Raw genomic sequence first — 24,243 nt, 5'->3', positions numbered from 1 at the left:
GCACCAGATACGCTTGATGGCATCATCTTCCACAATGACCTCTGCGGGTCAGACCTTCGACCGTGCCCCAAAGATGGGCCGGGCGGTGGAGATTGGCGGAAACCGCATTCCTCCTCCGTGTATCTGGATCATGCCGGAGCGGGGCCAAGGACCTGCCTTCAACTGGGACGGTCGCCGCCAGCGGCGATTCCCGGCAGTTCTGCTCTCGGCGTTCAATGTCGATGCAGGCAATGCAAGTGTTTTGACCGGGTACATCGGGTTTCACCAAGGCGTCCGCGGCATCAGGACCACAGTCGCCTCCCGGTTTGGTCCGGGACGGTTGACGACCTTCAGGAGCTCAAAATGATGAACCCTGTGTTAGACCAGGAACGAGTCCAACACCTTGTCGCGCGCCAGAGCTCGTCGAAACGACGCGCGCTGCTGGCCGCGTGGTCGCGGCCAGATCGCGAACTGCCGCTGGTGGACCTAGAGGTGACGTGGGTGCGGCTCTCCACTCTGAACCACCGGACTAAGGCTGAGCAGATGCGAGAGATTGAGACGAAGGGGCGCCCAGACCTGTTTTCGGCGGACCCGATGGGGTCGGAAGCACAAGCGGCGCAGCTTCGTATCCTGAAATCTCAGCCGGGCTTCGATGATCTCAAGGCTGATCTGAGAGAACGTGGTCAGCAGGAGCCGGCCGTAGCTACTGCGGAGGGCGTTCTTGTAAACGGCAACCGTAGGTCCGCTGCGCTTCGTAGCCTCTATTTAGACGATCAGCATGCGCCTTCTCGATATGTCCGCTGCCTCGTCCTTCCGGCCGATGCGACCATGGATGAACTCGTCGATCTCGAGACTGAGCTGCAGATCGCACGTGACTTCCGCGAAGACTATTCGTGGGTCAATGAAGCGCTCTTGATCGAGGAACTGTTCAACCGCGAAGCCCAGAACTGGGATCGAGTCGCGGCGAGGATGCACAAGGATGTACCCAAGGTTCGGGCGCAGTATGAAAAGCTGCAGCAGCTGCATCAGCTGGTGGCACTGTCAGACGGCACTCGCCACCACGCCGACTTTGATGAGAACGAGTCGGCTTTTGAGGAACTCACTAGGCACATCCGAACTAAGCCTAAGGCTGAGGCCAATTCCGTTCGGGGCGCCTACTTCCTTGGCACGCTGACCGGGGTCAACTACCGCGATCTTCGCCACCTTCAGCGGCCGGATGCCGCCGCACTAGTCAGGCAGGAATTGGAATCGGATCCGACAATCGCACCGCTGCTTTGTGCCATCAGGCATAATGTGCCCAACAATGGCGGCGATGTTCTCGATGACGCCCTCGGTGATGCAGCACAGGAAGAGGACCTTTCCGATATCCTCGCCTTCTTCGCGCGCAAGCGCAGCGAAGAGATAGTGACTCTCGCAGATGGCAAGAACGCTGTCGTATCCGATCTAATTGCTTCCGTAGGGGCTGCCGTCGCCGTCGCGGCACAGGAAGCCGATGAGGATTCTAAGGACGCAAAGGCGCTCGTGGCTCCATTGAGCCGTCTTGCCGCCGCCAAGGAGCAGGTTGGCCGCGCAGCTGCTGCGCTTGAACGGGCGCGTAGCTTTGACGGATGGAATGAAGCCGACTTCCAAACCAAGGTGGCCGCGCTCAAGGCCGAAGTGAGCAAGCTCGAGGCACGCGGATGATCCGTGCCGAGCTCTATCGGCAGGACCGTCCGACGGTCGTCGTCGATCGCTTGGACGATACGAATCCTGGTGCCTGGGCCCGGCTGCAGGAAGCCTTTGCACGCGGCATCCTCACTGGATCGGCACGGCAGTCAGTGGTGCACCCGGATGTGTTCATGGCGGAACTCGATGTCCTGCGCGACATTCGGGCAGTGTTTGCAGAGCGGGTTGAGCTAGGACCGACCCTCACATCACAGTTGCGATTAATGGCTGATGATCGCCGTGCCCGTTCCGTGGCGATCGAAGCCGGTGAGGCAAGCGAAACCGAGCTTGAGGCCCTCGCGGCCGAGCTTGAGGCCGCCGGGTTCAAAAGGAATTTGAAGCCCTTTCAACTGAGAAATCTCGCCCGCCTCATGCGTCTGCCGCATGCTGCGGACTTTTCGGTTCCTGGAGCGGGTAAGACGACGGTGGCGCTGGCGGCATTTGCTTTGGGTCGCGCTCGAGGAAGTATCGACCGTCTTATGGTCGTTGCGCCAATCGCCGCCTTCGGAGCCTGGGATGAGGATGCAGTCGCTTGCTTCAAAAAGCCACCGCGCGTTGTAATCTTTGGGGGTCCCGAAACAATTATCCCGCAAGACACGGAGATCCTGCTCTCAAATTACAATCGCGTCGCAAGCGATTATGACATTATCAGAGCCTTCGTAGCGAATGGGGCTGCCAAGGTTGTGCTCGACGAAGCCCATCGCGTGAAGCGCGGCGCTTCGGGGGTGCATGGTCGTGCTGTGTTGGATTTAGCCTATGCGGCTCATCGCCGAGACGTGCTAACTGGTACGCCGGCCCCCCAAGGCGCGCACGATCTAGTGGCTCTGGTGAAGTTCCTATACCCGGGCCAGGATCGCCAGATTCTTCCGAGGTCTGCTTACATCGAAAGGCTGGGGCGCGATCCGAATGTTCTCGGCGAGACTCACGCAGCGATTACGCGGTACTTCGTTCGAACTCCCAAGAGCGAGCTGGAGCTGCCTCCCACAACGTTCGAGGTTATCCGCAGACAAATGGGACCCATTCAAAACGCGATCTATGATGCGCTCGTGGGTCGCTACCGCGCCACTTTTTCGCTTCCCGACCGCGGTCGGCACGAGATGCAGCGCCTTGGCCGCATAGTAATGTACCTGCTCGAGGCCGCGACAAACCCCATGCTGTTAACGGCCGGTTCGGATGAGAGTGATGATCCAGGATTCCTTCACCCGCCGCTCGAGTTGTCGAGCAGCGAGCCGCTCGTCAACCTGCTACAAAGCTACAAAAACTTTGAGACGCCGTGGAAATACCAACAAGTGCTTTCCATTGTAGCGGCAGCAGCCGAACGCGGCGAGAAGGTCCTGATCTGGTCCAACTTCGTGCGCAACCTCAAGGTGTTGGCTCGCATGCTTGCGCAATATCAGCCGGCAATAGTGCATGGAGGGGTTCCCTCCGACGACGGTGCTCCCCCTGGCGACCTAACGCGCGAGAATGAATTTCGGCGGTTCCGACATGATGCCCACTGCGTTGCGCTCCTGGCAAATCCTGCAGCCTGCGGCGAGGGCATCAGCCTCCATCACTGGTGTCACAACGCTGTGTTCCTGGATAGGACGTTCAATGCGGGCCACTTCCTGCAGAGCCAGGATCGCATTCACAGGCTTGGGCTGTCGGCGGATGTAAAAACGCGCTTCACGCTACTCATCAGCTCGAACACCATCGACAATACGGTTGACGGAAGGCTTCACGACAAGGTCAGGGCGCTTTCCCGTTTGATGGATGATCCCGGCCTAGTCCAGATCTCACTACCTTCTCCAGATGAGGGCGAAGGCGGTGCACCTGCGTTCGAGGATGATTGGCAGGCCGTAGCCGCACACGTCGGAACCATAGATGTATGAGTTGCCAAGTCGCGGACGCTGTCATGCTGCCTTCCTGCTGGCCTACAGTGCGCGGCTGAGGCCTTCAGGTGACTTCAACTCTTGGGTGATATCCGCGAGCGGGAAGTCAACCATCATGGCCGCCTCAACTGACGTCCTAGGTACCGCGAGGCTGCTCGTAGATATCAACCTCGCTAGCATAACCGATGTCGTCGCGATCAATCCCGTACTTGCCGCTTTCGACAGCAAGGCTGATCGACATAGTCTGTTGGGCATTGCCCGTCTCTTGCTGCAGAGATGCCCTCCGGCGTGGATTGGAGCTGCAATTGTCGACGGGCGTCTGGCCCCAGAATTCATTCCCGACAGTGACCTAGAAGCCCTTTCCTGGGTTGGGCCGGACCTGGAACCGCTGCTCGTCGAAATACATCATCGGCTAACACGTGCGGCCTTTGACGAGCGCAGAAAGATGCTCGGCAATGCTGGCGAACTCGCAATCATGTCGGCCCTTCGTTATGAGAGATACTCACCGGTGCATGTGGCGCTCCTCTCTGATTGGTACGGCTACGACATTGAGAACCGTCGGGCCTCTGCTACCGAGCGCTTGGAGGTGAAGGCGTGCGTAAGAGCCACCGCAGACCGTGTATTCGTGTCGCGCAACGAATTCGACAAAGCAGCAAAGTTCGGGTCCGAATGGCGACTCATTCAGGTGATATTTTCGTCAAGTGTAATGGTGGAACGAACCATCATAGCCCCTCATGTAGAGGAGGTCCGTGAACTTAGCAGCGGCGCGCTCCAAGCGTTGGCTCCTGATCCATCGCCGACGTTCCAATGGACCGATTCCGCTGAATTTCGCCCGACCCCCGATATGTGGATTCCAAGCGCACTGCGCGTGGATAACACCTTCTCACTGGAGTGTAGGTAAGATGTGCGCGCCTCGTTGTCGCTTGCGCGTCCGGAGAACTGTAAGACCATCCATCTGGAAAGACCGCACATTCATAAAAGGCCCCGGTGCCTAGCAGTGTGATAGCCCGGGAGCAGATGGAGCGACGCATCGAGCTCAAACTGCCGCGGCTGATCGAGTTGCTGTTGTCGCGGCCGCTGGTCTCCACCACCATGATCCAGAAGGAGCTCAAGGTGACGCGACAGGGTGCCAATTTCGTTGCCGAGTTCACCCTGTCAATCTGCGCGAAATCACGGGAGGGCGCGATATCGGGCGTAGGGGTCGTTTGGCTATTCAGGTCGGATTTCATTGGTCTCCGTGGGCGAAAGATCGAGTGTCACGTGGCAACGTAGTAATCCTTGCTTTGCCTTGCCGGCGGCACGGCATGGGCCGTGATCAGACCGTCTCAGATGAATGAAGACCTTTTTTCGCTTTTGGCCAAGGTTTGCCGAAGGCTGTCAGGAAAAGGGCATCTGTCGCATTCATATCGCCATGAGGCAGTTTTCGGCATCCGTCACCGTGAGCTCTACGCCAACTTTCGGATGCATTATCTGATTCCGCGCTGTGATCGCTGCGGAAAGTAAGGGCCACCATGCCCGATTTGCGTCGAATTGTTTGTGCGAAAAACGCCACAATAGAAAATGCAGCCTTTCATCAATTGAACGGTATTTATGACGCAGTAAGATTATTGACGAACATGTTAGATCTTGAAACCGAGGTAAAGAAAGGGAGTCAGCCACTCCGGGATTTTTAAGAAGCATGCTTGCCCAGGAAGTCGGCGAGTCGGCGAGCAAGGCGGTCCGCGTCTTTCATCTCGCATTCCCAGATCACTAGGACCCGCCATCCGTCGGCCTCGATCGCTGCGACGCTCTCGGCATCGCGCTCGACGTTCCTCGCGATCTTCGCCGACCAGTATTCCCGGTTTTTTTTCGGCATACGCGCGCCGCGCTTGCACCCATGTCCGTGCCAGAAGCACCCGTGTACGAAGATGACGGCCTGTCGCCGGGAGAACACCAAGTCGGGCTTCCCGGGCAAGTCCTTGCGGTGCAGCCTGAAGCGATAGCCGAGTGCGTGCGCGAGGCGGCGGACGGCCATCTCCGGTTTTGTGCCGGTTGACCGGACCAAGGACATTTGTCGGCTTCTGGCAGGATCAACGTTCGCAGTCATGGAAAATTCATGGTGAGCATGTTACGGATGAGAACAAACCGTAAACCATTTTCGGCGTGGGGTATGCTAGCATTACGCGCGAATCACGGGGAGATCATGCGGACATTTTATGAGTTTTTCGCCGGCGGAGGGATGGCGCGTGCCGGACTTGGTCCAGAGTGGCAGTGTGCCTTCGCTAACGATTTCGATGTAAAAAAAGGCCTGACGTATCAGGTCAACTGGGGGACCGGCGGCGAGCTGACTATCGGTGATATTCGGCAAGTCAAGATCGACAAGCTCCCCGGCACTGCCGACTTAGCTTGGGGGTCATTCCCCTGTCAGGATCTGTCGCTTGCCGGAGGCGGCGCTGGATTGAAAGGCGAGCGTTCGGGAACCTTCTATCCGTTCTGGACGATTATGAACGGCCTGATCGCAGAGGGCCGCGGTCCGAAGATCATCGCGCTGGAAAACGTTAACGGGACTCTGACCAGCCACGGAGGCGCTGACTTCGTGGCGATCGCCGAGACTTTCGCGAAAGCGGGCTACCGCTATGGCGCTATGGTCATCGACGCAAAACTTTTTGTCCCGCAGAGTCGCCCAAGGCTCTTCGTCATCGGCGTCCGGGGGGATTTCGAGGTCCACGAGGCCATGCTATCGCCGGAGCCGGTGGCGCCCTTCCATTCCCGCGGCCTTCAAAACGCGGTCGCAAGGATTCCTGCAAAGGCGCGGAAGCGGTGGCTGTGGTGGAATCTTCCTTCTCCGCCTGTCCGCAACACATGCTTCGCCGACCTCGTCGAAGAAAATCCCTCGAGCGTCGAATGGCACACCACGGAACAGACCGCGCGGCTGATCGCCCAGATGTCTCCGGTGAATATCGCGAAGCTTGAGGCCGCGAAGCGGGCCAGGCGCCGCATGGTGGGGACCGTCTACAAGCGGACGAGACCGCAGAATCCTAACGGGAAAGCTGTAAGAGCGGAAGTGCGCTTCGACGAGATCGCGGGTTGCCTGCGCACACCGACGGGAGGGTCGTCCCGGCAGACGATCATGGTCGTGGACGGCGCCCGTGTCCGGTCGCGCTTGATCAGCGCGAGGGAGACCGCACGGCTCATGGGACTTCCGGACGGCTACAAGTTGCCTCGCGCATACAATGAAGGCTACCACCTTACAGGGGACGGGGTGGCAGTTCCGGTCGTTCGCTTTCTGGCGCAGCACCTGTTCGAGCCGGTCCTCCGAGCGACCGAGGGACAACATGGCGAAACTCCCGAACAGCACAACAGACAGCACGAAAACACCGCCGCTCGAAACGGACGAGCTGCGTAAGGCCATTCGGAAGTTCTTCCGCGAAACTCTCTACGACGACCCCTCGGGTGAGAAGCGTCCCGTCGGCAGCTATCGCTGGGGAGTATACGCGTTCTACGACTACGACGGGGAGCCGATCTACGTCGGCCAGACCAAGGAGAAGGTTTCCGGCCGCGTCGGGCGCCACCTCACGAACCAGCGCACCGACGCTGTGGCGATGTCGGTGTTGGACCCTTTTGAGGTGGCGGAGATACAGGTCTGGCCACTGCCGCAGTTCGAGGCCGTGGGGTCGAAGCACTCTGACTTTAAAACGGCGAATGCGCACCTAAACGCGCTCGAGCACCTTGTCTTCACTCGGCTACGCAACGAGAGCAAGTTCAAGGCGATCCTGAATGAGAAGGACCCGCCGGCGCCGACTGTAGAAATCACCGAGCCGCCTTCCATGCGTGGTTCGATTGTCTCCGACCGGATCCAGGAGTTGCGCGGCCATCCGGACACCCGTTTGGCACGTCGGGCGCTCATCGTGTCCAAGCTGTCGCAGGTCATCTCCGAACGCGAGGTGAAGATGGGCCTTCGACGTGTGCTCGTGACCCAGACTAGGCGCATGAACTGGCTGGCGGAAAGACGCTTCGAGAAACTCGGCGGCGAGAGCCTAGTAGAGGAAGGAGCCGAGGACGAAGAGGACACAAAGGGAGACTTGGACGGGGACGGAACTGCGATTCCACACTGACGAACTGAGTGCATCGCGTCGAAAGTAGGTTAAACAACAATTATGCGCGATGCCCTTGGTCACCGTCGGCGTCGGGTCTATCTGCGTCAGGGGAATTGGGCGACACCGACCTTAGCGACGTCGCCGATCGTCAATCTCGCCGCCCAAGTTAGCGGCGTAGCCCGCCGCTTTTCTCGGCTCAAGGCGAATAGGCAAGACCACACCCAATCCGGCCCGCGCCATCCCGCCCCGCAAAAAATTCATAAAATGCGCCAACATGCATTGCGTCTCTCTCGCCGGCATTGTCGTCAAACAACACTGAAGTGTTTACTAAAAACTGTTGGGGCAGCTTGCTTAGATAGTATCCTGAAGGTTCTGCAAAAAGCTCTGGAGAGAGAAAGGCCCTTACTCTGAGGCGAGGGGCGGCCATGGCACGCTGGTGACGTTGCGATCACCGATTCCCGTGGAAGGGCAAGTGCCATGACCAAGCGAGACGTTAGACTGAGCAGAGGCGAGTTGAAAGCGTTGCATGTAGCGGTGGCAGTCACAGTTCGAATCATCCCAAGCTATCACTTTGGACGATCCCAGATTCTTGTTTTGTTCGCAATGCCCGGTGCCGCCGCGAGGTATCCTCGTGGGTCAACTGTACGTGCACGGGTTTGAGTTTGGGGCTAACCCAGCTTAGGGAAAAGACCGTATCTGCCTTCACCGTCCACGCCGGTAAAGGTCTCAATTTTGGCTAGAGGCCGAATTCCGTTCGGGGGGTCGGAATTCTCAATTATGATGATCTGCGCCAGGTTTTTCAGGCCAGCGAGATGTTCATAGAAGTGCGTCGCAAGGCTTGTTTTCTTAAGTTCTTCCTCGTCGGCTGAAAGCTCGCCGTGCTTGCTCTTCATCGGCTCGCGATATGTGAGAAGCGGTGTGTCTAGAACCAAAAAGCCGGGATGTGGCAAATCTCGGCGCCGGCAGAAGAGAAGCACCGCAACATTGAATGCGGCATGCAAGATGGCCCGGACGCCTTTTCCGTTCGCCGACCTGGGCTTACCTCCGATGGTAACATCGTTCGTTTCAATATCGAACTGCGCGCGGTCGGCTTGCGGAAATTTCCAAGCCGTCAATACTTCTCGCACGACCTCTCCGAATGTGTAGGCAATTGTGCTATCCACACCCACGTCGAGTTTGTCTGCCTTGCCCTCAGAAGCCTTCTCTTCGATCTGGGATCGACGAACTACGAGACGGTCCCTTCTCTCGTAAAGGTCTTCCGCTCGATCAATCCGTGCCTTGGTGGCAGAGAGTTCTTCGTAGAGGTGACGTGCAGCGATTTCTTTGGGCCGAGCGTCCTCTATTCTTTTCCCAGCACGATCAATCTCGTCCGACAACTTTGCAGACCTGCTTCGCAAGCCCGTTGCCTCGGCCTCAAGCGATGTTATCGTCTGACCTAGTTCACGCTGCTCAATCTGAATCTTCCTCACCTCGGCGGCAGCAGCCCTGTGAGCAAGGGCGATCTCATCTGCGGCATGATTGCGCCGCTGGACACCAGGCGGCGCCCCGCAGACCGGACAATCGCGTTCCGCCATAGTGACCAGTATGAATCCGCCCTCCTCCAAAGCCTGTAGCCGGGCAATGTCGGACTTGTAGACCTCACTAAGACGGCCGAAGCGCTGCAGCGTCACTTCGAGTTCCGTAAATCGAGAAACCAGGTCGCGTTGGGTTTCCACAAGCTGCCGACGCTCGGTCACAAGGCTGTCAAGATTGTTTTGAGCCTGACGCAAGTTGTCATGCAGGGAGCCTAGGGATCCTTCGATCTTTCTGAGCTGTTCGGTGAGCTCCTCACGCGTCGGCCCACCCTCGCCAATCTCCTCATCAAGTTGAGCGATCATCTCATCGACCAACTCAACCTTTGCAGTTCGGGCGACACTTTTCTCCTTTTTACCTGCAACGGTAACAGCCGCGCCATCGTCGTTGCCGGTTAGAAGCAGGCGGAACAAGTTCCGTTCAAACGTCCGCTGACTGGGAATTCCAGAATAGAGGACGGGACTTCTCTCGGAAATGATGTCTTCCTCCGACACAACGACGTACGGAGATAGCAAGCGGATCGAGAGAGTATCTTTTTCCGCGTTCGCGCTTTTGACGATTACCTTGTTCGCAAGGCCAAGCGTCTCCAGGAGGAAATATGAAACGTTGTCGCTTCGCTTGGCGTCGAATTTACCTTGAAGGATGGCCCCCGCCGCAGAGGGTGTATTCTTGATCAACCCATCGTGCACACGGAACGCGCCGCCCTTTGTAGCCCGATAAAGTGTGACGTCTCGGTCGCTAGAGAGCGTCAGTCCTAGCCAAACAGCATCGTAGTGCGTGATTTCCTCAGTTTTGGGCAATTCCTTGGTCGCTGCCAGCATGAAGTTTAGCGCCTTGGTCGTAAACGACTTGCCGGTGTTGGAGGCTCCGTAAACTATGTTGAGGCCATCGTTGAACGACAGTTCAGCCGGCGCGACTGATGGTCCTGTGAAAACCAGGTGACGAATCGTGATGCCGCTCGCCATTATGCGCTACTGCCGGTGGGGGCGTGATCTGCGCGGAATTCGGCGGTCCAGCGGCCGATCTTGGCCTCAATCACAGCTTTGATTTCGACCGTCGCCATTCCAGCAAAGCGCTGGGCAATCCAGCGGGCACGCTCTTTGAGTGCCATCGAATAGTCGGACTGAAGCAGGTCTAGGTAGGTTGGCGCATCCTCGCTGGCGACAAACGTGACGCCAAGGTCTGTTTCCACGACGTCAACGAGATGCACCTGCTGCATGATGCGCAAGCTCTTCTCCATCAGCTGACGACGAACGAAGAGTTCACCGGTGCGATTCGGCAAGTCCGGATGGAGACTGGGGGGCACGTCCTCTCCATCGAGGTCAGCCGTATGAACGACCAAGTGGTCCAGCCAAGTCATTTCGATCAGATCACACTGACGCGGATAAAATGCTTCCAACAGCATCACCGCTCGGATGCCGGTCTCGAGGGTGCTGTTGAAAGGATGACTAGGTTGCCGTCCCTCGCTGATCACTTCCACGGAAGCCGCCCCTCATTCGCGAAATGATGACAGGTACCTTGTTTGACCTGCACCCGCGCGTGGCGTCCTAACACCCCGGAAGCTTGGATGGTAGCCGCCTGCGACAGCACCCTTGTCACACGTTCCAGGCCGCCACCGTTGGACTCCGTGTAGACATCCGAAACCCCGTGATAAACCTCATCCTTGAACGTCGAAAGATAGTCCGGAGGGGTCGAGTCACGATAATAACGATCGAACTCGGCCGCGTCGAAGTACCGAGTTCGCTGATCACGCAAATGGGTGCCCCACCGAGCGTCCTGTAGAACCGCAGCCGGGTTCTCGAACTTTGATCCGGCGCACTCGCCATAAATATCGACCAGCTGACTGATGTAAGCAGATTCGTGATCTTGCAACTGGTCAGGTGCCACGCCAAGCGGCGAAGGTCCCGGATCATCGTTGAACCATTTCACGAGCACAGTCTTCGCGTGGCTGTCATCGACGAGACGGACGGCGTCCAGAGAATACACTTGGGTAAAGTCGAAAGCATTTATTGCCGAGCGGATCTCCTCGCTCAAAGGGACGCTTGCATTCTCGACCAACTCCCCGGCTATGCCGGTGGCCCACCGATCGAGGAAGGCCTGCCTGAAGCGTTCCGGATGTGCAATGAAGGCCTGAACGTTGCGCACAACCCCTCGAGGGGCGACGAACGTATAGGAGCGCGGCAGCGTGTACTCACCCTTCGCTGCGTGCATGAAGATTTTGCCCAGCTCAACAAACGCCGCCTTTTCCGATAGACGGGCACCGAGTTGCTTGCACTGGAAGTTGTCCCAAGGGCCTTCATGCCGCTGATCTGTGACGTAAGCCACGACATCGCGTCCCATATCGCCGGTGCCGGACCAACGCTCGTGTGAGTTGTAGTCCTTCGTACGGTTCGCAAGCCAGTCGTTGACAAAGGCTTCGAGACGTTCGTCGGGCAATGCGGTGAGCTGGACGGCGTAGTTTGGGCGCAAGATATCGCTCTAGGTTCGAAACGGCGAAGCAAGGTTCGCCGTTCCTTGTTCAATTGACAAGCCAGCGCACAATACATGCCCGATAAAATCCAATGGGCATCATTTGCCAGTCCGGTCAAAGCTTATTCGCAAGAGGTCAAGGTTACATCAACCAGCAAACAAATCAGGTTGGCATTCATCGGGTTTGTCACGTACCCACCCGGCCCGCAGACGGGAATATTCCTCATCGAAACGCTCGCGCTCGAAGAACCAGATGCGCATCAGCGGATAGATGCGCTCATCGTATAAGGGGCCAACACGTACAACAAGTCGCTGTGCCTTCCATCCCGGTTGATCAGTGCGCCATCGGTGGCGATGTCGAGGTGAAGCCTATCCGTCCGCGCCAGACCTGTGGCGAGCAGGGACCGGATCAGGGGGGGTGGGTGCTCTTGCCCGGATCCGCGATCAGGCCGGCAGTCGTAGACCCGTCCGGCCCGAATCTCCTCAAGCGCGGCCATCAGGACGCAGCTGGCACCGCCGCCGATAATTCGCAAGGGACCTGATCGGAGCCGTGCCGGCAGTCGGGTCGCGATACGCGGAAATGGCGGCTGTCATGATCGCGCGGGTCTCCCTGGCGGCCCCACAAACTATTATGTGTTGGCGTAACGCTTTGAGGTTGAATGCCCGATGCGAAGGTGGCTCAGGCGGTGCGGCCGGCTGAACGTATTTTCCGGGCGCGGCAAACCGAAATGGTCCCTCAGCGTAGCCCCGTCATAGTCGTGCCGGAAAAGTCCGCGCTTGCGCAAGAGCGGCACCACTTCCTCGGCGAATATGTCGAACCCGCCCTGCAGATACGGCGGCATGATATTGAAGCCGTCCGCGGCGCCATTGTCGAACCATTCCTGGATCTTGTCGGTGATCTGTTCGGGCGTCCCGGCCTGGACCCAATGGCCGCGCGCCCCGGCGAGGCGGTGGAGCAACTGGCGGATGGTTGGATTCTCGCGCTCGATGATGTCGAGTACGACGTGGAAGCGGCTGCTCGCACCACGCTCGCCCTCGATGCGGATAAGCTCGCGCGGAAATGGCCCGTCCAGATCGTAGCTGGAAAGGTCGGCGTCTACGATGCGGCGTAGCTGGTGAAGAGAATATTCCGGCTGCGTCAGCTCGTTGAACTCGTCATGCAGCGCGCGGGCTTCCGCCTCGGTGGAACCGATGAAGGGGCTGATGCCGGGCAAGACCTTGACGTGGTCAGGGTTGCGGCCAACCGACTTCACGCGCGCTTTGATGTCGGCATAAAATTCCTGCGCGTTGCCGAGTGTCTGATGTGCTGTAAATATCGCCTCGGCATAGCGGCTTGCGAATGACCGTCCGTCTTGCGACGAACCTGCCTGGACGTAGACCGGACGGCCCTGCGGAGAACGCGGAAGCGTGAGCGGTCCCTTCACACGATGATATTTTCCGATGTGGTTGATTGGATGGATCTTGTCGGTGTCGGCAAATATACCGGACTGCCGGTCCGCGATTAGCGCGGCGTCCTCCCAGCTGTCCCAGAGCTTAGTCACCACATCAACAAATTCGCTTGCGCGCTCGTAACGGTCGGCGTGGGTTGGATGTCGGTCAAAGCCGAAATTCAACGCTGCGGACGCATCGCCCGTCGTGACAATATTCCAACCGGCACGCCCGCCGCTTAGATGATCAACAGAAGCAAACAGCCGGGCCAGGTTGTAGGGTTCGTTGTAGGTGGTCGAGGCGGTGGCGATGAAGCCGATGCGTTCCGTCACAGCAGCGAGAGCCGAAATCCATGTCAGCGGCTCCAGTCTGAAGCGGCTTGCGTAGCGAATGTTGTCGGCAAGCGCGGGCCCATCGGCAAAGAACAGCGCGTCGAATTTGCTCGCCTCGGCCTTTTTCGCCAGTTCCTGATAATAGGCGATATCCAGCACTCTCTCAGGGGCGGAATCCTTGTAGCGCCAGCCGGCTTCATGATGGCCGCCAGGATAGATGAAAAGGTTGAGGTTCAACTGTCGTTTTTCGGCGGGCATAGTTCGTCCTCCTGGGTGGTGATGCTGAGCGACAGGTCTTGGGGGGCCGTTCAGACGGGCAACACAGGCTTTGTCTCGACGCCGAGATGACGCAGAAGTTGGGAGCGGATCTCGCCGAACCGGCGATCGCCGTGATCGCGTGGCGTGGGGATATCGATCGCGATGTCGGCGGCGATCCCGCCATTGTCGAGCACCAAAACCCGGTCCGCCAGCGTTACGGCTTCGTCCACATCATGGGTAACCAGCAGCACGGCCGGCTGGTGACGGGCGCAGAGCTGGCGCAGCAGATCGTGCATGCGCAGGCGGGTCAGCGCGTCGAGCGCGCCGAACGGCTCGTCCGCTAGCAGCAGCTCAGGATCACGAACCAGCGAGCGCGCCAATGCCACCCGCTGCTGCTCGCCACCAGAGAGTTCGACCGGCCACGCGTTCTCGCGGCCGCTCAGGCCAACCTCTTCGAGAGCTACCCGTCCGCGTTCGGCGGCTTCCGGCAGGTCGAGGCCAAGAACCACATTCTCCAGCACTCGTTTCCATGGCAACAGCCGGGCATCCTGGAACACCACCGATTTCTTGTCGGGTGTTTCGAGTCGGCCGGAGCCGGAGACTTTGTCGTCGAGATCGGCGCGCGCGCGCAGCAATGTACTCTTGCCCGACCCGCTACGGCCGAGAAGGGCGACGAACTCCCCCCTCTCGATGTCGAGGCTGAGGCCGTCGAGGATGGTTCGCGGGCCGAAACGTCTCACAAGGCTCTCGACCCGCACCACCGGCGCGCCGCTCAATCCGCCAAGGTGCGACGCCATGACAGGGACCTTTCCTGGAAGAAGCGGACGATGCCGTCGGAGGCTAGACCGAGCAATGCGTAGACGACAAGGCCGACGATGATGATGTCGGTCTGGCCGTAGTTGCGTGCGAGATCGATCATGTAGCCGATGCCGCTGGTGGCATTGACCTGTTCCACCACCACCAGAGACAGCCAGGCATAGGTCACCGCAAAACGCAGGCCAAGGAAGAACCCTGGAAGGGCGCCGGGCAGGATGACCTGGCGGATGAATTCGCCGTAGCCCATTCGCAAGGTCTGGGCCAGTTCGACATAACGGCTGTCTATGCTGCGCAAGCTGCTGTGGGTCTGGATATAGATCGGGATCAGGACAGCCAGCGCGATGGTCGTTACTTTCATGCCCTCGCCGATGCCGAACCACAGCATCAGCAGCGGAATCAGAGCGAGCGTCGGTATCGCCCGCTTGATCTGAACAGGGCCGTCGATGATGGCCTCACCAAGCCGCGACAAACCTGAAATGAGAGCAAGGATGGTCCCGATCAGGACACCGAACACCAGCCCCTGTGCTGCCCGCCAGGCAGACGTCATCAAATGATGCTGAAGCTTCCCTTCTGCGATGAGATCGATGGCGGTGCCGACAACCGACCAAGGCGCCGGCAGCGTTCTAGGATCGATCAGACCGGCGATACTGCCGATGGACCAGATCACAAGAAGAAGTGCAGGCCCGATCAGCGCGCCAAACGGGATCGTTCGCCCAAGTGCGAGTCGCCTCGTCCCGGTCTCGCGGGGCTCGGCCGCAGGCGAAATCAGCGCCCTTTCATCCGTTGCGTAGGGAATGTTGGGTGCAACCGCAGCGGTGTTCGAGAATGCGTTCATCGGTGTCGTCTCCGGTCTCGGGAAGCAGGCGTCAGGAGGCGTTCAGCGCGTTTGTGGCGATCGCCTCGAAGCGCCTGTCGAACAGGTCCTCGGCCTTGATCGCGGGCTTGTTCAACTCCTTGGCCAGGAGATCGATCGTCGCCTGCTGGCGCACGATCACGTCGTTCCAGTCGGAGGGGATGTCGAACTGACCATCAGCGTCGATCAGATACTGGCCATCTTCTGTGTTGAGGCCCTGGGTGGCGACGTAGTACCCCTCGATCCACTCCTTGGGATGCTCTTCCACCCAACGGGCGGCTAGCGCCCAGTAGCGCACATATTCGCCGAGAGCGGCGGCTTTGGCCGGGTCGTCAAGCACGGCTTGTGGGGCATAGAGATGGGCTGGATCATCGCGCAAGCCGTGCGGGATAGTGGCAGCGCCGTCGGCGCCATACTGGCGCAGATAGCGCTTGATGAGGACGCCCGAGATCGGCGCGACGTCGACTTGCTTGCCGGCAAGTGCCACTGGATAGGCGTCGCCTTTGCTGGGCAGTTCGATGAGATCTACATCCTCCTTTTCCAGGCTGGCGGCCTGCAGGACCCTCAACACCAGCGCGCCTTGTGCCTGACCGGGGCTGAAAGCAATCCGCTTACCGCGCAAATCCGCGAGCGTCCTGACCTCGACTCCCGGTGCAATGCCGAGTTGATAGATCGGGTGCGCAACCGGTTCCTTGCGGAACTTCGCGGCAATGATCTTGACCTTGAGCCCCGTCCAGGTCGCGTGGATGGGCGGAATGTCGGCGACGGATCCGACGTCCAATGCGTTGGCGCGAAAGGCTTCGATTGTCTGTGGACCACCGCTGATATTGGCCCATTCGACCTCGAACGGCAGTTGATCGATCAGCCCCGATAATTCCAGCGCCCTTTGCGTCTCGGGATCGCCGATACGAAGCACAGTGCCCGCCGGGATTTTGGTCGGCAGCTTGCCCGCGTCCGGACTACCCGCCTGGGCAATGAGGGGGGAGAAAGAAGCGACCAAGCCTACCGCGAACGCGGTCACGAACCCACCAAACCTCCTTCTTGAAAATCTCTCCACAGCTAACACCATCGTCTTGCTCCAGTTTTGGGAAGGCTCCGAATTGCGCTGCTAGTATGTCCAGTGATTTGGTAGACTATAAAAGTATCAGGTGCTGTTCTTTGCCACCCGAAGGAAACGCTGTTCGCCTCCAATGCTCATTCGGAGCACGCGCCGCTCAACAAGAGGCGGGTTGGGGCGCCGCAGAGCAGGTCGCGTTTCTAACCGGCGCCAACTCACGTCCTCGCCGAAAGCGGTTCCTGATGCCCTATGCGCCTTGCCAGCGAGCTTCGGCTTGGAACAGGACCCAGCGTGAAGCTGCTAGCAGAAAAATCGCTTCGCCTCCGGTAGTGGAAGGACAGGCACTATAGCCTGCGATGATTACCGGCCGATAGGAACGGCCGGGCTCGTAAGAACCGGAAGAGCTGCTGTTTCCTTTTTGAAGGGTTCCCTGAAAAGTCTTCTGCCTAAACCTCATCATTATGGTCCAGCTGTCGTATTTTCCAAGGCCATTGCAAAGTAGAGTGATAGCACCTTGCCGCCTGCGCGGCAGGGAAGGCCATGGCAGAGCCGGAACCACGGTAAGACGGCGCAGACCGTCAGGCTCTTCAAAAAACCATTCAGAGGGGATCGTCATCATTGATCCGGCGGTCGGGAGGCTCGGCCGGTTGAAAAGAGGACGTTGGTAATGGGGCGGCCACGAGATAGCTGGGGTGATCCACGCCACGCATTTGCACGGATCACCTGCCAAAAATGGCGGACCGGTCCCGGAATCGAGCCGCCGTCGCGGGTTTTTTGCGGCCGTAGCGGCCTCGCTGTCTGCTGTGCGCCTGGCGAAGCGCGCAGCAGATGAGAAACCCTGCGTGCGTCGCGCTGGCGCTGATGGTGCAGCCGGAGATACGGCTTCTCGACGAGCCGTGAGGAGCTCTCGAGGCCATGACCAAGATTTCCATACAGGAAGAACTGGCGCGCATCTGAGCGATTAAACGTCATCATGGCGGACACGCGCGTGTTAGCCGGCGCGGGCGTTTCGCGCCTCCAGCGCGGCATTCATCCCTGTGAATCAGGCTTGTTTATGTGGCGAAACTTCGACAAAAAGTCGCTCCGACTCGGATCGGGAGAAGGGATCGGATATGGTCTTTCGATTGAAAGAGCGCCTTGGCAAGAAACTTGAGGAAGAAGTGCAATTCTTCAAATGTTGGCAGAAGGATAAGAAAGGTGTGGGCGCACTCATGCCCACGTCGATCCATGCGGCGCGCCGCATGGCTAGTGTGGTCAACCCGCATTCTGGATTGCCGGTTTTGGAGCTTGGTGCCGGGACTGGTGTCATCACCAGGGCCATCCTGGAAAGAGGCATCAAACCGCATCGGTTGACTTCGGTCGAATATTCCAAGGATTTCTATGAGGGCCTGGTGCGACGCTTTCCGGGAGTGGATTTCCGCTTGGGCAATGCGTTTGCCCTGGAAGAAACCCTGGGGGAGCGCCGGGAAAAGTTCGATTGTGTCATAAGCGCAGTGCCGATGTTGAGCTTTCCGATGCAACAGCGCCTCACACTGCTGGAGGATTTGCTTGCACGAATCCCCGCCGGGCGACCTGTGATCCAAATCACCTACGGTCTTCTGTCACCGGTGCTCAAAATGCCCGACCGTTACATCGTTTCTCACTATGATTTCGTCGTTCGCAATGTTCCCCCCGCACAACTCTGGACCTATCGACGAGCAGTGTGACCACAGGGGGACGCGGGCAACAGGTCGCTTTCGGAATCCTTGTACAGGACTGCAAAGCCGACTGAACCTGGTGCTGGGGCCAGCCATTCGCGCTCTGGCTGGACCGCCTTCCATTCCGCATTTTCTAAGGATCGATTTGACCGCAGCAGAGAGATGATGTTCGGCTACAAGCATTGAGAGCGGCGAAGCTTCCCGCTAACGCCGATGTTTCTCCGGTATTTCCGGAGATGCATTCCTCGAGACGCGCCAGGCGGGACTTCGCATTGCGAAGTTCATGTCCGGCTTCGAGACGTCGATGGCGTCCTTGAGGTGTGGGCGCTATGAGGTCGCGCTCCAGTTCCGCAATGCGCGCACGCACCTGCCGAGCCTCGTCCTGACGCAACGCCTTGATCCATCCACGCCCGCGCATCGGTCTTCCTGCCAGCAAAAGCCATGCGGGTTTATCCACCGAGACCTTAATTTCCGGCAAGTTCCGAAGGGCTGCCGACATAGGGATCTGCCAAGGGTCAGGCCTACCGCAATCGGCTATCCAGCTTGCCATTGAAACCGAGCAGTCGCCGCCAGGAAAACGGACAGCGCGTCACATTTCTGACAGATCGGTCGACATTGGATGCACTGCTTGGCGCGAGCCCCCGAAAAAGCCTTTGTCGAAGGAACCATGATGTCCGCTTCCATTGCCCCGCAACCATTTAATCAGCGGAAGAGACTTTTGGTCGTCCGGGCCTTGAGCATAGCGGCGATTGGCTCGCTGCTATTCTCTCGCCCCGGTTGGGATGAAGCATCTAGCCTTCACGAGGTCGTCGAGATGATCGGTTTTGTTCTGATCCTCGTCTGCATACTCGGGAGGTTGTGGAGCATCCTCTATGTCGGGGGGCGGAAGAACAGCGAATTGGCAGTTAGCGGGCCGTACTCGATCACACGCAATCCCCTATATCTGTTTTCGACGATCGGAGCATTCGGCATCGGCCTCATGTTCGGATCGCTCATCGTTGCATCCGCTCTGGGGGTGTGCACCTATGCGGTTTTCGGGATGACTGCCCGAAAGGAAGAGACGTTTCTTCGTGACAAATTTGGTCCGGAGTTCGAAGCATATGTGGCAAGGACGCCGCGGTTCTGGCCCAAGCCGTGGCTGCATCAGGACAAGCATCAGCACACGTTCTCCACGAGCGCATTAAGAAGCACATTCTTCGATGCCCTCTATTTTCTGGCGATCTTTCCAGCCATCGAAGGCATCGAATACCTCCAGGTAGCTGGCTATCTGCCCACCTTTTTTTGGCTGTTCTGATCCTAAAGACGGAGCAATAAGCCGCCGCGAATAGCCCTCCTGTTAGCCTTTGTAGCGTACCAGAACGGCGCCTGTTGCGATCAAGGCAACCCCTGCCCAGTTCGACAACGATGTTCCTTGAGGAATGTCACTCAGAACACCGCCACCAGCCCGCCGACCGCCAACAGGCCGATGCCGGCAAGCAGCGGCACGACCGGATAGCTCTCCATAATGTTCTGGATCACTTCCTGCGTGTACACGAGGTAGTCGACCGCGATGAAATTGAAGCGCGTCGTGAATTCGTCCCAGAAGAAATACTCGCTGACCCCCTGCACGACCATCAGAAACAGGAAGATTGCGAAGCCCGAGAGCCCAACTGCGCGGTCAAACCGCTTTCCGGCCCACGAAACTGGCAGGAGCAGCGGGAAGAGGAGAAAGACCACGAGGATTGGAAGCAGCGTGACGATATCGAACCAGATGCCAGTGAAGAAAGGAGCCAGCCAGTCGGCCGGATGGAAAGACAGGTCTTTGGCCGAAACCAGCGACAGCGCCAGCCTGACCAGGAACTGAGTCAACAGGAAAAGCAGGATGAATGGCTTCAGCCGACGAAAGAACGCACGACCGATTGAGCAAAAGTCATAGCAAGCCTCCGAAGCAGCTGGATGTCTGGGCAATTATGCCTCGTTTTCAATTTTGGCAACCGTCGGGACGAGATCGATCGCATGGTCTGCGATGCCGATCCCCGATTCGGCCCGCGCGAGTCCGAAACTTCATCGACGGTGGTGGTGGCGAGACAATGTGAAAGGTTCGCGGCGAAGGTGATTTGTTCCTCACTTTGAAGGCGCTGCATCCCAGCCTCCCCTGTGGGAGAAGGTGGATGGGCACGAAACGCCGAGCCGAATGAGCGATCGTCCTCATGTTGCCGGGCCTCACTCGAGCATCACCCGAGGATGCAGCCGGGAGACCCGCGGCGGCGGCAGCTTTCGGCGAGATCATGGACCGATTTCTCAATAGTCCGTGACGTGTCTGCGTCCTCATTCACCGGGGGGCAATTTGATGCCGCGTGGCAGACGGTCCACTGGTGGTTCTGCGCTTTGTACGGCTGATGCTGTTTCGCACGATCCACAACATCGCCCTGATGGACGACCGCGAGCGGGCCGGGCACAACCTGATCCGGAAAGGCGCCGGGAGGCTCCTGAGGGGCAGACCGCTGGCCAAACCAATTGCCCTATTCGCAAACCACACGGTATCGCTTGCCGGGCTCGCTGACGTTCTTGCAGACAAGCGGCTTGTGCGGCTCATAAGAGGAAAGCGGAGGACTTGCGATCCGCGATGCGCGTCTGTTTGATGTCTTGTGACTTGCCGTACGGCGCGGTTCGAGCCTTTCCGGCTCCTGTGGCGCAACCGGAAACACGCTGTTTTCGATGTGTGGCTGCTGCAGGTGGGGCGGCTCTTTGTCAAAGAATCGCCTAGCATCAAGCGGTCTCGGAATAATCACCGTACCATCATCGCTGCGCGCGCAGCCGCTACCCAACAGTAAAGCCAGCCCCACGAAAAAAGGCAGAATCCGTTCAAGCATAAGCACCAACCTTGGCGGGCATATACCCGGCTTGCGAGTCACTGACAACTGGCGGAATGGGCACGAAGAAGGGGCGGCATTGCTTGCCGCCCTTTCCAAATTGTCGAAATGCGTGGACCTTAGAAATCCATGCCGCCCATGCCGCCCATACCGCCGCCGCCCATGCCGCCTGGCATGCCGCCGCCAGCCGAGTCCTTCTTCGGAGCCTCCGCGATCATGGCTTCGGTGGTGACCAGCAGGCCGGCGACTGAGGCCGCGTCCTGGAGAGCCGTGCGCACGACCTTGACCGGATCGACGATACCCATGGCGATCATGTCGCCATATTCGCCGGTCTGGGCGTTGAAGCCGAAGGTCGGACCCGTGTTCTCGAGGATCTTGCCGGCAACGATCGATGCTTCCGCACCGGCGTTGGCCGCGATCTGGCGGGCCGGAGCCTGCAGCGCGCGACGCACGATGGCGATGCCAGCGGTCTGGTCGGAGTTGGCGCCGACAGCCTTGATGCTCAGCGAAGCGCGCAGCAGTGCGACGCCGCCGCCGGGAACGATGCCTTCTTCGACGGCCGCGCGGGTCGCGTTGAGGGCGTCGTCGACGCGGTCCTTCTTTTCCTTGACTTCGATCTCGGTCGCACCGCCGACGCGGATGACGGCAACGCCGCCCGCCAGCTTGGCGAGACGTTCCTGCAGCTTCTCCTTGTCGTAGTCCGAGGTGGTCTCCTCGATCTGCTGCTTGATCTGGGCGACGCGGCCCTGGATCTCGGCCTTCTTGCCGGCGCCGTCGACGATGGTGGTGTTCTCCTTGGAGATCGACACCTTCTTGGCGCGGCCGAGCATGTTGAGGCCGACATTCTCGAGCTTGATGCCAAGGTCTTCGGAAATGACCTGGCCACCGGTGAGGATGGCGATGTCTTCCAGCATGGCCTTGCGGCGATCACCGAAGCCCCGCGCCTTGACGGCGGCGATCTTCAGGCCGCCGCGCAGCTTGTTGACGACGAGCTGCCAGTCGCTCGTCCTCCGGAAGATCGAGAAGTCGATACTATCCATTCCAGTAGAAGATCTCCGAGCGCAGGCTCTGACGCGATTTGAAAAGCACCAGCCGTTGGCGGCGACCGCACAAATCGGTGCGCGCAATAATATTCCCACTGGCCGCGAATATTCGGATTGGTTTGACTTTCAAATCCATGGCTTCGGCGGCATTTCGAACAGCGCAGAATTCCACCTCGCCCCAGGGCTTACAATGGCCTTTCGCCTCTTTGTTCCGATCCTTGCCGGTGCGACGTTACGCGAGCGGCTGCTCGCCTGCATTGGCGCCACGATTGGCATCGCGCTGACCGGCGTGATCAGCGGGCTCGCGATGGGCGGCGGCCAGCATGTGGCGCTGCTGGTGGCCCCTATGGGCGCCTCCGCCGTGCTGCTCTTTGCCGTGCCGTCGAGCCCGCTTGCGCAACCCTGGTCGATTATCGGCGGCAATTCGATCTCTGCACTGGTCGGCGTGACAGTGGCGCATTTCGTGCACGATCCGGTGATCGCGTCGGGCCTCGCTGTGGCGCTGGCGATCGCCACGATGTCGTTCACTCGCTGTTTGCATCCGCCAGGCGGTGCCGCGGCGCTGACGGCCGTGCTTGGCGGACCGGCCGTGCTCAGCTTCGGCTTCCTGTTCCCGTTGGTGCCGGTGGCGCTGAACTCGACAATTTTGGTGGCGCTAGGCTTTATTTTCCACCTTCTGTCACGGCGCAACTATCCGCATGTCCACGTGGCCGCCGCAAACAATCACGGCAGCGCGGACAGCCCGCCGATAGAGCGTGTCGGCTTTCGGCCCGAGGACGTCGATGCGGCGCTCGCCGCTTTGGACGAAACCTTCGACATTGGCCGCGACGACCTCGAAAGGCTGCTGCACCAGGTCGAGTTGCAGGCGATGGCGCGCTCGCACCGAACGCTGCTTTGCCGGGACATCATGTCCTGCGACGTGATCTCGGTGCCGGAAACTGCCACCGCCGCCGTGGCGCGAAAGCAGCTTCTCGACCACAACATCCGCGCCTTGCCGGTGGTCGATGCGGACGGCCGGCTGGCCGGCGCCGTGGGGTTGCGCGAGCTGACGCAGACGACCGAAACGGTGAAGGGCGTGATCTCGAAGGCAGGCACCGCCTCGCCCGAGACGCCGGCGATGAGCCTGCTTCCCGTGCTCACAGACGGCCGCAGCCATGCCGTCGTCATCGTCGATGCCGAGCGGCGCATCCTCGGCCTGATCACCCAGACCGACCTGCTGGCGGCGGCGGCGCGCGTGCAGGTGTCAGACAAGTCGCCGCTCCAAGCAGTGGCATAGCGGCCAACCTAACATCGCAGGTTCGGGAACTTTTTGCCGACAGGCGCATCCAATCCACGGGCGAACCCTGTTTGAGTAGAGATGGGTCGCAATGAGTAACCCCGCAATTCCCACCGTCGCGCTTACTACGGCCGATGATGCCATGGCCGCCGTAATGGCGCTGGTGCGCGGCGCTTTTGAGGGTTTGCGCAAGATCGTCGTCCTTCTCCTTCCGGGGGCACGACGTCGTGTTCGCCAGCGCCTATTACCCGTACATTGGAGGGCTACAAGGTCGTGCTGTTGAATACGGCTGAGCGAATCCCGCACCTTGGCCGTGCGTGTCTTCCGGCCTCGATCATCGGTTTCTTCGACCGGGCATTCCCGCCACATCTTGAGCAGATGCAGCACGCGCCGATCAACGATCCGGCGCGCCGCCGATCTTAATAGCTCGGCATGGGGAATACTTCCGAAGTAAGATCGACGCGGGGCATGCGAAGATGCTCGACGTCGGGCTCTTGCCGGAGGCCGAACATAGTCTTGGGCCCTGGCTCGCGGACGCGGTGCTGGCTCAAAAATCGCGCTGGCCAGTCCCGTAGCGTTCCTCGGCGCACGTCTTTTCGCCACCAGGGCCAGCGGCCGCAAGAGAACGTAGCTGTTTGGTGCGCTCGGATTTGCCGACAATCAGTCGGCGCCTTCTTCCTGGTGCGACCTCTCTCTGACCGGGACGGACCCCTAAGTTTCAGACTACGACGCCAACAACAGGCTGATCCTGGTCAATCTCACACGCGCCAATCGCCGCGCCGGATTGTGGAACCTCTCGCGGGTGGTTTCTACGACGAACACCAGGGTCATCAGATCAAGCAGGAAGTCATCGATAGCTTGGGCGAGTGTTTCTGACCTACCTTTGAACTGATCCAGCAAAACGCGCGCCTTATCGATCGCATCCACGCTGGCCTCATCGATCAACGTCTCTATCCTCTGGAG

General features: G+C 59.2%; 22 protein-coding genes and 2 pseudogenes. 11 read left to right on the top strand and 13 right to left on the bottom strand.

Going from position 1 to position 24,243, the window contains the following annotated elements:
* Positions 1-342 precede the first annotated feature (342 nt).
* The 4 genes from RPG13_RS33570 to RPG13_RS33555 all read left to right on the top strand — a co-directional run bounded on the left by RPG13_RS33570 (position 343) and on the right by RPG13_RS33555 (position 4,823).
* Positions 343-1,662, top strand: a complete 1,320-nt coding sequence (locus RPG13_RS33570; protein WP_095488814.1) for a ParB/RepB/Spo0J family partition protein — start codon at positions 343-345, stop codon at positions 1,660-1,662.
* On the top strand, positions 1,659-3,551 hold the full coding sequence (locus RPG13_RS33565) for a DEAD/DEAH box helicase (RefSeq protein ID WP_095488815.1): 1,893 nt from the start codon (positions 1,659-1,661) through the stop codon (positions 3,549-3,551). Before RPG13_RS33570 ends, RPG13_RS33565 begins: the two co-directional genes overlap by 4 nt.
* Complete coding sequence (locus RPG13_RS33560) at positions 3,544-4,452, top strand: protein NO VEIN domain-containing protein (protein WP_128177656.1); 909 nt, start codon at positions 3,544-3,546, stop codon at positions 4,450-4,452. The genes RPG13_RS33565 and RPG13_RS33560 overlap by 8 nt, the downstream gene beginning before the upstream one ends.
* 116 nt (positions 4,453-4,568) lie before the next feature.
* A complete protein-coding gene (locus RPG13_RS33555; RefSeq protein WP_095482968.1) occupies positions 4,569-4,823 on the top strand; it encodes a helix-turn-helix domain-containing protein in 255 nt (84 codons plus the stop codon).
* Between the two features lie 397 nt (positions 4,824-5,220).
* Here RPG13_RS33555 and RPG13_RS33550 read toward each other — a convergent pair whose 3' ends face one another.
* Positions 5,221-5,637: a very short patch repair endonuclease gene (locus tag RPG13_RS33550; RefSeq protein ID WP_095482963.1), complete on the bottom strand. Its 417-nt coding sequence runs from the start codon at positions 5,635-5,637 to the stop codon at positions 5,221-5,223.
* A 96-nt stretch (positions 5,638-5,733) separates the two neighbouring features.
* Between RPG13_RS33550 and RPG13_RS33545 the strand changes: the two genes are divergently transcribed.
* Entirely contained in the window at positions 5,734-6,936 is a 1,203-nt protein-coding gene (locus RPG13_RS33545) for a DNA cytosine methyltransferase (RefSeq protein WP_095482967.1), read from the top strand.
* The gene (locus RPG13_RS33540) at positions 6,866-7,645 is read left to right on the top strand and encodes a GIY-YIG nuclease family protein (RefSeq protein WP_095482962.1); all 780 of its coding nucleotides are present in this window, start codon (positions 6,866-6,868) and stop codon (positions 7,643-7,645) included. Before RPG13_RS33545 ends, RPG13_RS33540 begins: the two co-directional genes overlap by 71 nt.
* Positions 7,646-8,295: 650 nt before the next feature.
* Here RPG13_RS33540 and RPG13_RS33535 read toward each other — a convergent pair.
* Genes RPG13_RS33535 through RPG13_RS33525 form a run of 3 tightly spaced genes read right to left on the bottom strand, consistent with a single transcriptional unit; the run spans position 8,296 to position 11,668 of the window.
* Entirely contained in the window at positions 8,296-10,164 is a 1,869-nt protein-coding gene (locus RPG13_RS33535; protein ID WP_095482961.1) for a hypothetical protein, read from the bottom strand.
* The gene (locus RPG13_RS33530) at positions 10,164-10,679 is read right to left on the bottom strand and encodes an ABC-three component system middle component 2 (protein WP_245329742.1); all 516 of its coding nucleotides are present in this window, start codon (positions 10,677-10,679) and stop codon (positions 10,164-10,166) included. Before RPG13_RS33530 ends, RPG13_RS33535 begins: the two co-directional genes overlap by 1 nt.
* Complete coding sequence (locus RPG13_RS33525; RefSeq protein ID WP_095482959.1) at positions 10,670-11,668, bottom strand: ABC-three component system protein; 999 nt, start codon at positions 11,666-11,668, stop codon at positions 10,670-10,672. The genes RPG13_RS33530 and RPG13_RS33525 overlap by 10 nt, the downstream gene beginning before the upstream one ends.
* 75 nt (positions 11,669-11,743) lie before the next feature.
* Between RPG13_RS33525 and RPG13_RS33520 the strand changes: the two genes are divergently transcribed.
* Entirely contained in the window at positions 11,744-11,956 is a 213-nt protein-coding gene (locus tag RPG13_RS33520; RefSeq protein ID WP_128177658.1) for a hypothetical protein, read from the top strand.
* Between the two features lie 341 nt (positions 11,957-12,297).
* On the opposite strand, the gene RPG13_RS33515 is transcribed toward RPG13_RS33520, so the two are convergent.
* The 4 genes from RPG13_RS33515 to RPG13_RS33500 are packed head-to-tail and all read right to left on the bottom strand — an operon-like array spanning position 12,298 to position 16,424.
* The gene (locus RPG13_RS33515; protein WP_095482957.1) at positions 12,298-13,686 is read right to left on the bottom strand and encodes an LLM class flavin-dependent oxidoreductase; all 1,389 of its coding nucleotides are present in this window, start codon (positions 13,684-13,686) and stop codon (positions 12,298-12,300) included.
* A 50-nt stretch (positions 13,687-13,736) separates the two neighbouring features.
* On the bottom strand, positions 13,737-14,483 hold the full coding sequence (locus RPG13_RS33510) for an ABC transporter ATP-binding protein (RefSeq protein WP_128178343.1): 747 nt from the start codon (positions 14,481-14,483) through the stop codon (positions 13,737-13,739).
* Positions 14,459-15,337, bottom strand: a complete 879-nt coding sequence (locus tag RPG13_RS33505) for an ABC transporter permease (RefSeq protein WP_095482955.1) — start codon at positions 15,335-15,337, stop codon at positions 14,459-14,461. The genes RPG13_RS33510 and RPG13_RS33505 overlap by 25 nt, the downstream gene beginning before the upstream one ends.
* Before the next feature lie 31 nt (positions 15,338-15,368).
* Positions 15,369-16,424: an ABC transporter substrate-binding protein gene (locus RPG13_RS33500; RefSeq protein ID WP_095482954.1), complete on the bottom strand. Its 1,056-nt coding sequence runs from the start codon at positions 16,422-16,424 to the stop codon at positions 15,369-15,371.
* Between the two features lie 834 nt (positions 16,425-17,258).
* Between RPG13_RS33500 and RPG13_RS33495 the strand changes: the two are divergent.
* Positions 17,259-17,366, top strand: a pseudogene (locus RPG13_RS33495) (ABC transporter ATP-binding protein); the annotation flags it as partial.
* 158 nt (positions 17,367-17,524) lie between these two features.
* The gene (gene pmtA, locus RPG13_RS33490) at positions 17,525-18,118 is read left to right on the top strand and encodes a phospholipid N-methyltransferase PmtA (protein WP_095482953.1); all 594 of its coding nucleotides are present in this window, start codon (positions 17,525-17,527) and stop codon (positions 18,116-18,118) included.
* Positions 18,119-18,242: 124 nt separating this feature from the next.
* On the opposite strand, the gene RPG13_RS33485 is transcribed toward pmtA, so the two are convergent.
* Positions 18,243-18,608 (bottom strand): hypothetical protein, encoded by a 366-nt coding sequence (locus RPG13_RS33485; RefSeq protein WP_245329741.1) that lies wholly within the window; start codon positions 18,606-18,608, stop codon positions 18,243-18,245.
* Positions 18,609-18,737: 129 nt separating this feature from the next.
* Between RPG13_RS33485 and RPG13_RS33480 the strand changes: the two genes are divergently transcribed.
* Positions 18,738-19,403: a methyltransferase family protein gene (locus RPG13_RS33480; protein ID WP_337127107.1), complete on the top strand. Its 666-nt coding sequence runs from the start codon at positions 18,738-18,740 to the stop codon at positions 19,401-19,403.
* A gap of 131 nt (positions 19,404-19,534) precedes the next feature.
* Here the strand turns inward: RPG13_RS33480 and RPG13_RS33475 are convergent, their stop codons facing one another.
* The 3 genes and pseudogenes from RPG13_RS33475 to groEL all read right to left on the bottom strand — a co-directional run.
* The gene (locus RPG13_RS33475; protein WP_287181479.1) at positions 19,535-20,056 is read right to left on the bottom strand and encodes a hypothetical protein; all 522 of its coding nucleotides are present in this window, start codon (positions 20,054-20,056) and stop codon (positions 19,535-19,537) included.
* Between the two features lie 554 nt (positions 20,057-20,610).
* Entirely contained in the window at positions 20,611-20,961 is a 351-nt protein-coding gene (locus RPG13_RS33470; RefSeq protein ID WP_095482951.1) for a hypothetical protein, read from the bottom strand.
* A gap of 119 nt (positions 20,962-21,080) precedes the next feature.
* Positions 21,081-21,953: pseudogene (gene groEL / locus RPG13_RS33465) on the bottom strand (chaperonin GroEL); the annotation flags it as partial.
* A gap of 241 nt (positions 21,954-22,194) precedes the next feature.
* Here groEL and RPG13_RS33460 point away from each other — a divergent pair.
* The gene (locus RPG13_RS33460) at positions 22,195-23,280 is read left to right on the top strand and encodes an HPP family protein (protein ID WP_095482622.1); all 1,086 of its coding nucleotides are present in this window, start codon (positions 22,195-22,197) and stop codon (positions 23,278-23,280) included.
* A gap of 723 nt (positions 23,281-24,003) precedes the next feature.
* On the opposite strand, the gene RPG13_RS33450 is transcribed toward RPG13_RS33460, so the two are convergent.
* A complete protein-coding gene (locus RPG13_RS33450; RefSeq protein ID WP_245329712.1) occupies positions 24,004-24,225 on the bottom strand; it encodes a hypothetical protein in 222 nt (73 codons plus the stop codon).
* Positions 24,226-24,243 lie beyond the last annotated feature (18 nt).

The sequence above is a fragment of the Mesorhizobium sp. ISC15 genome (genome assembly GCF_037162615.1).
GTDB classification, from domain to species: Bacteria; Pseudomonadota; Alphaproteobacteria; order Rhizobiales; family Rhizobiaceae; genus Mesorhizobium; species Mesorhizobium mediterraneum.
Note: the sequence above shows the minus strand (reverse complement) of the source record. Positions and strands in the feature narration are given on the sequence as shown.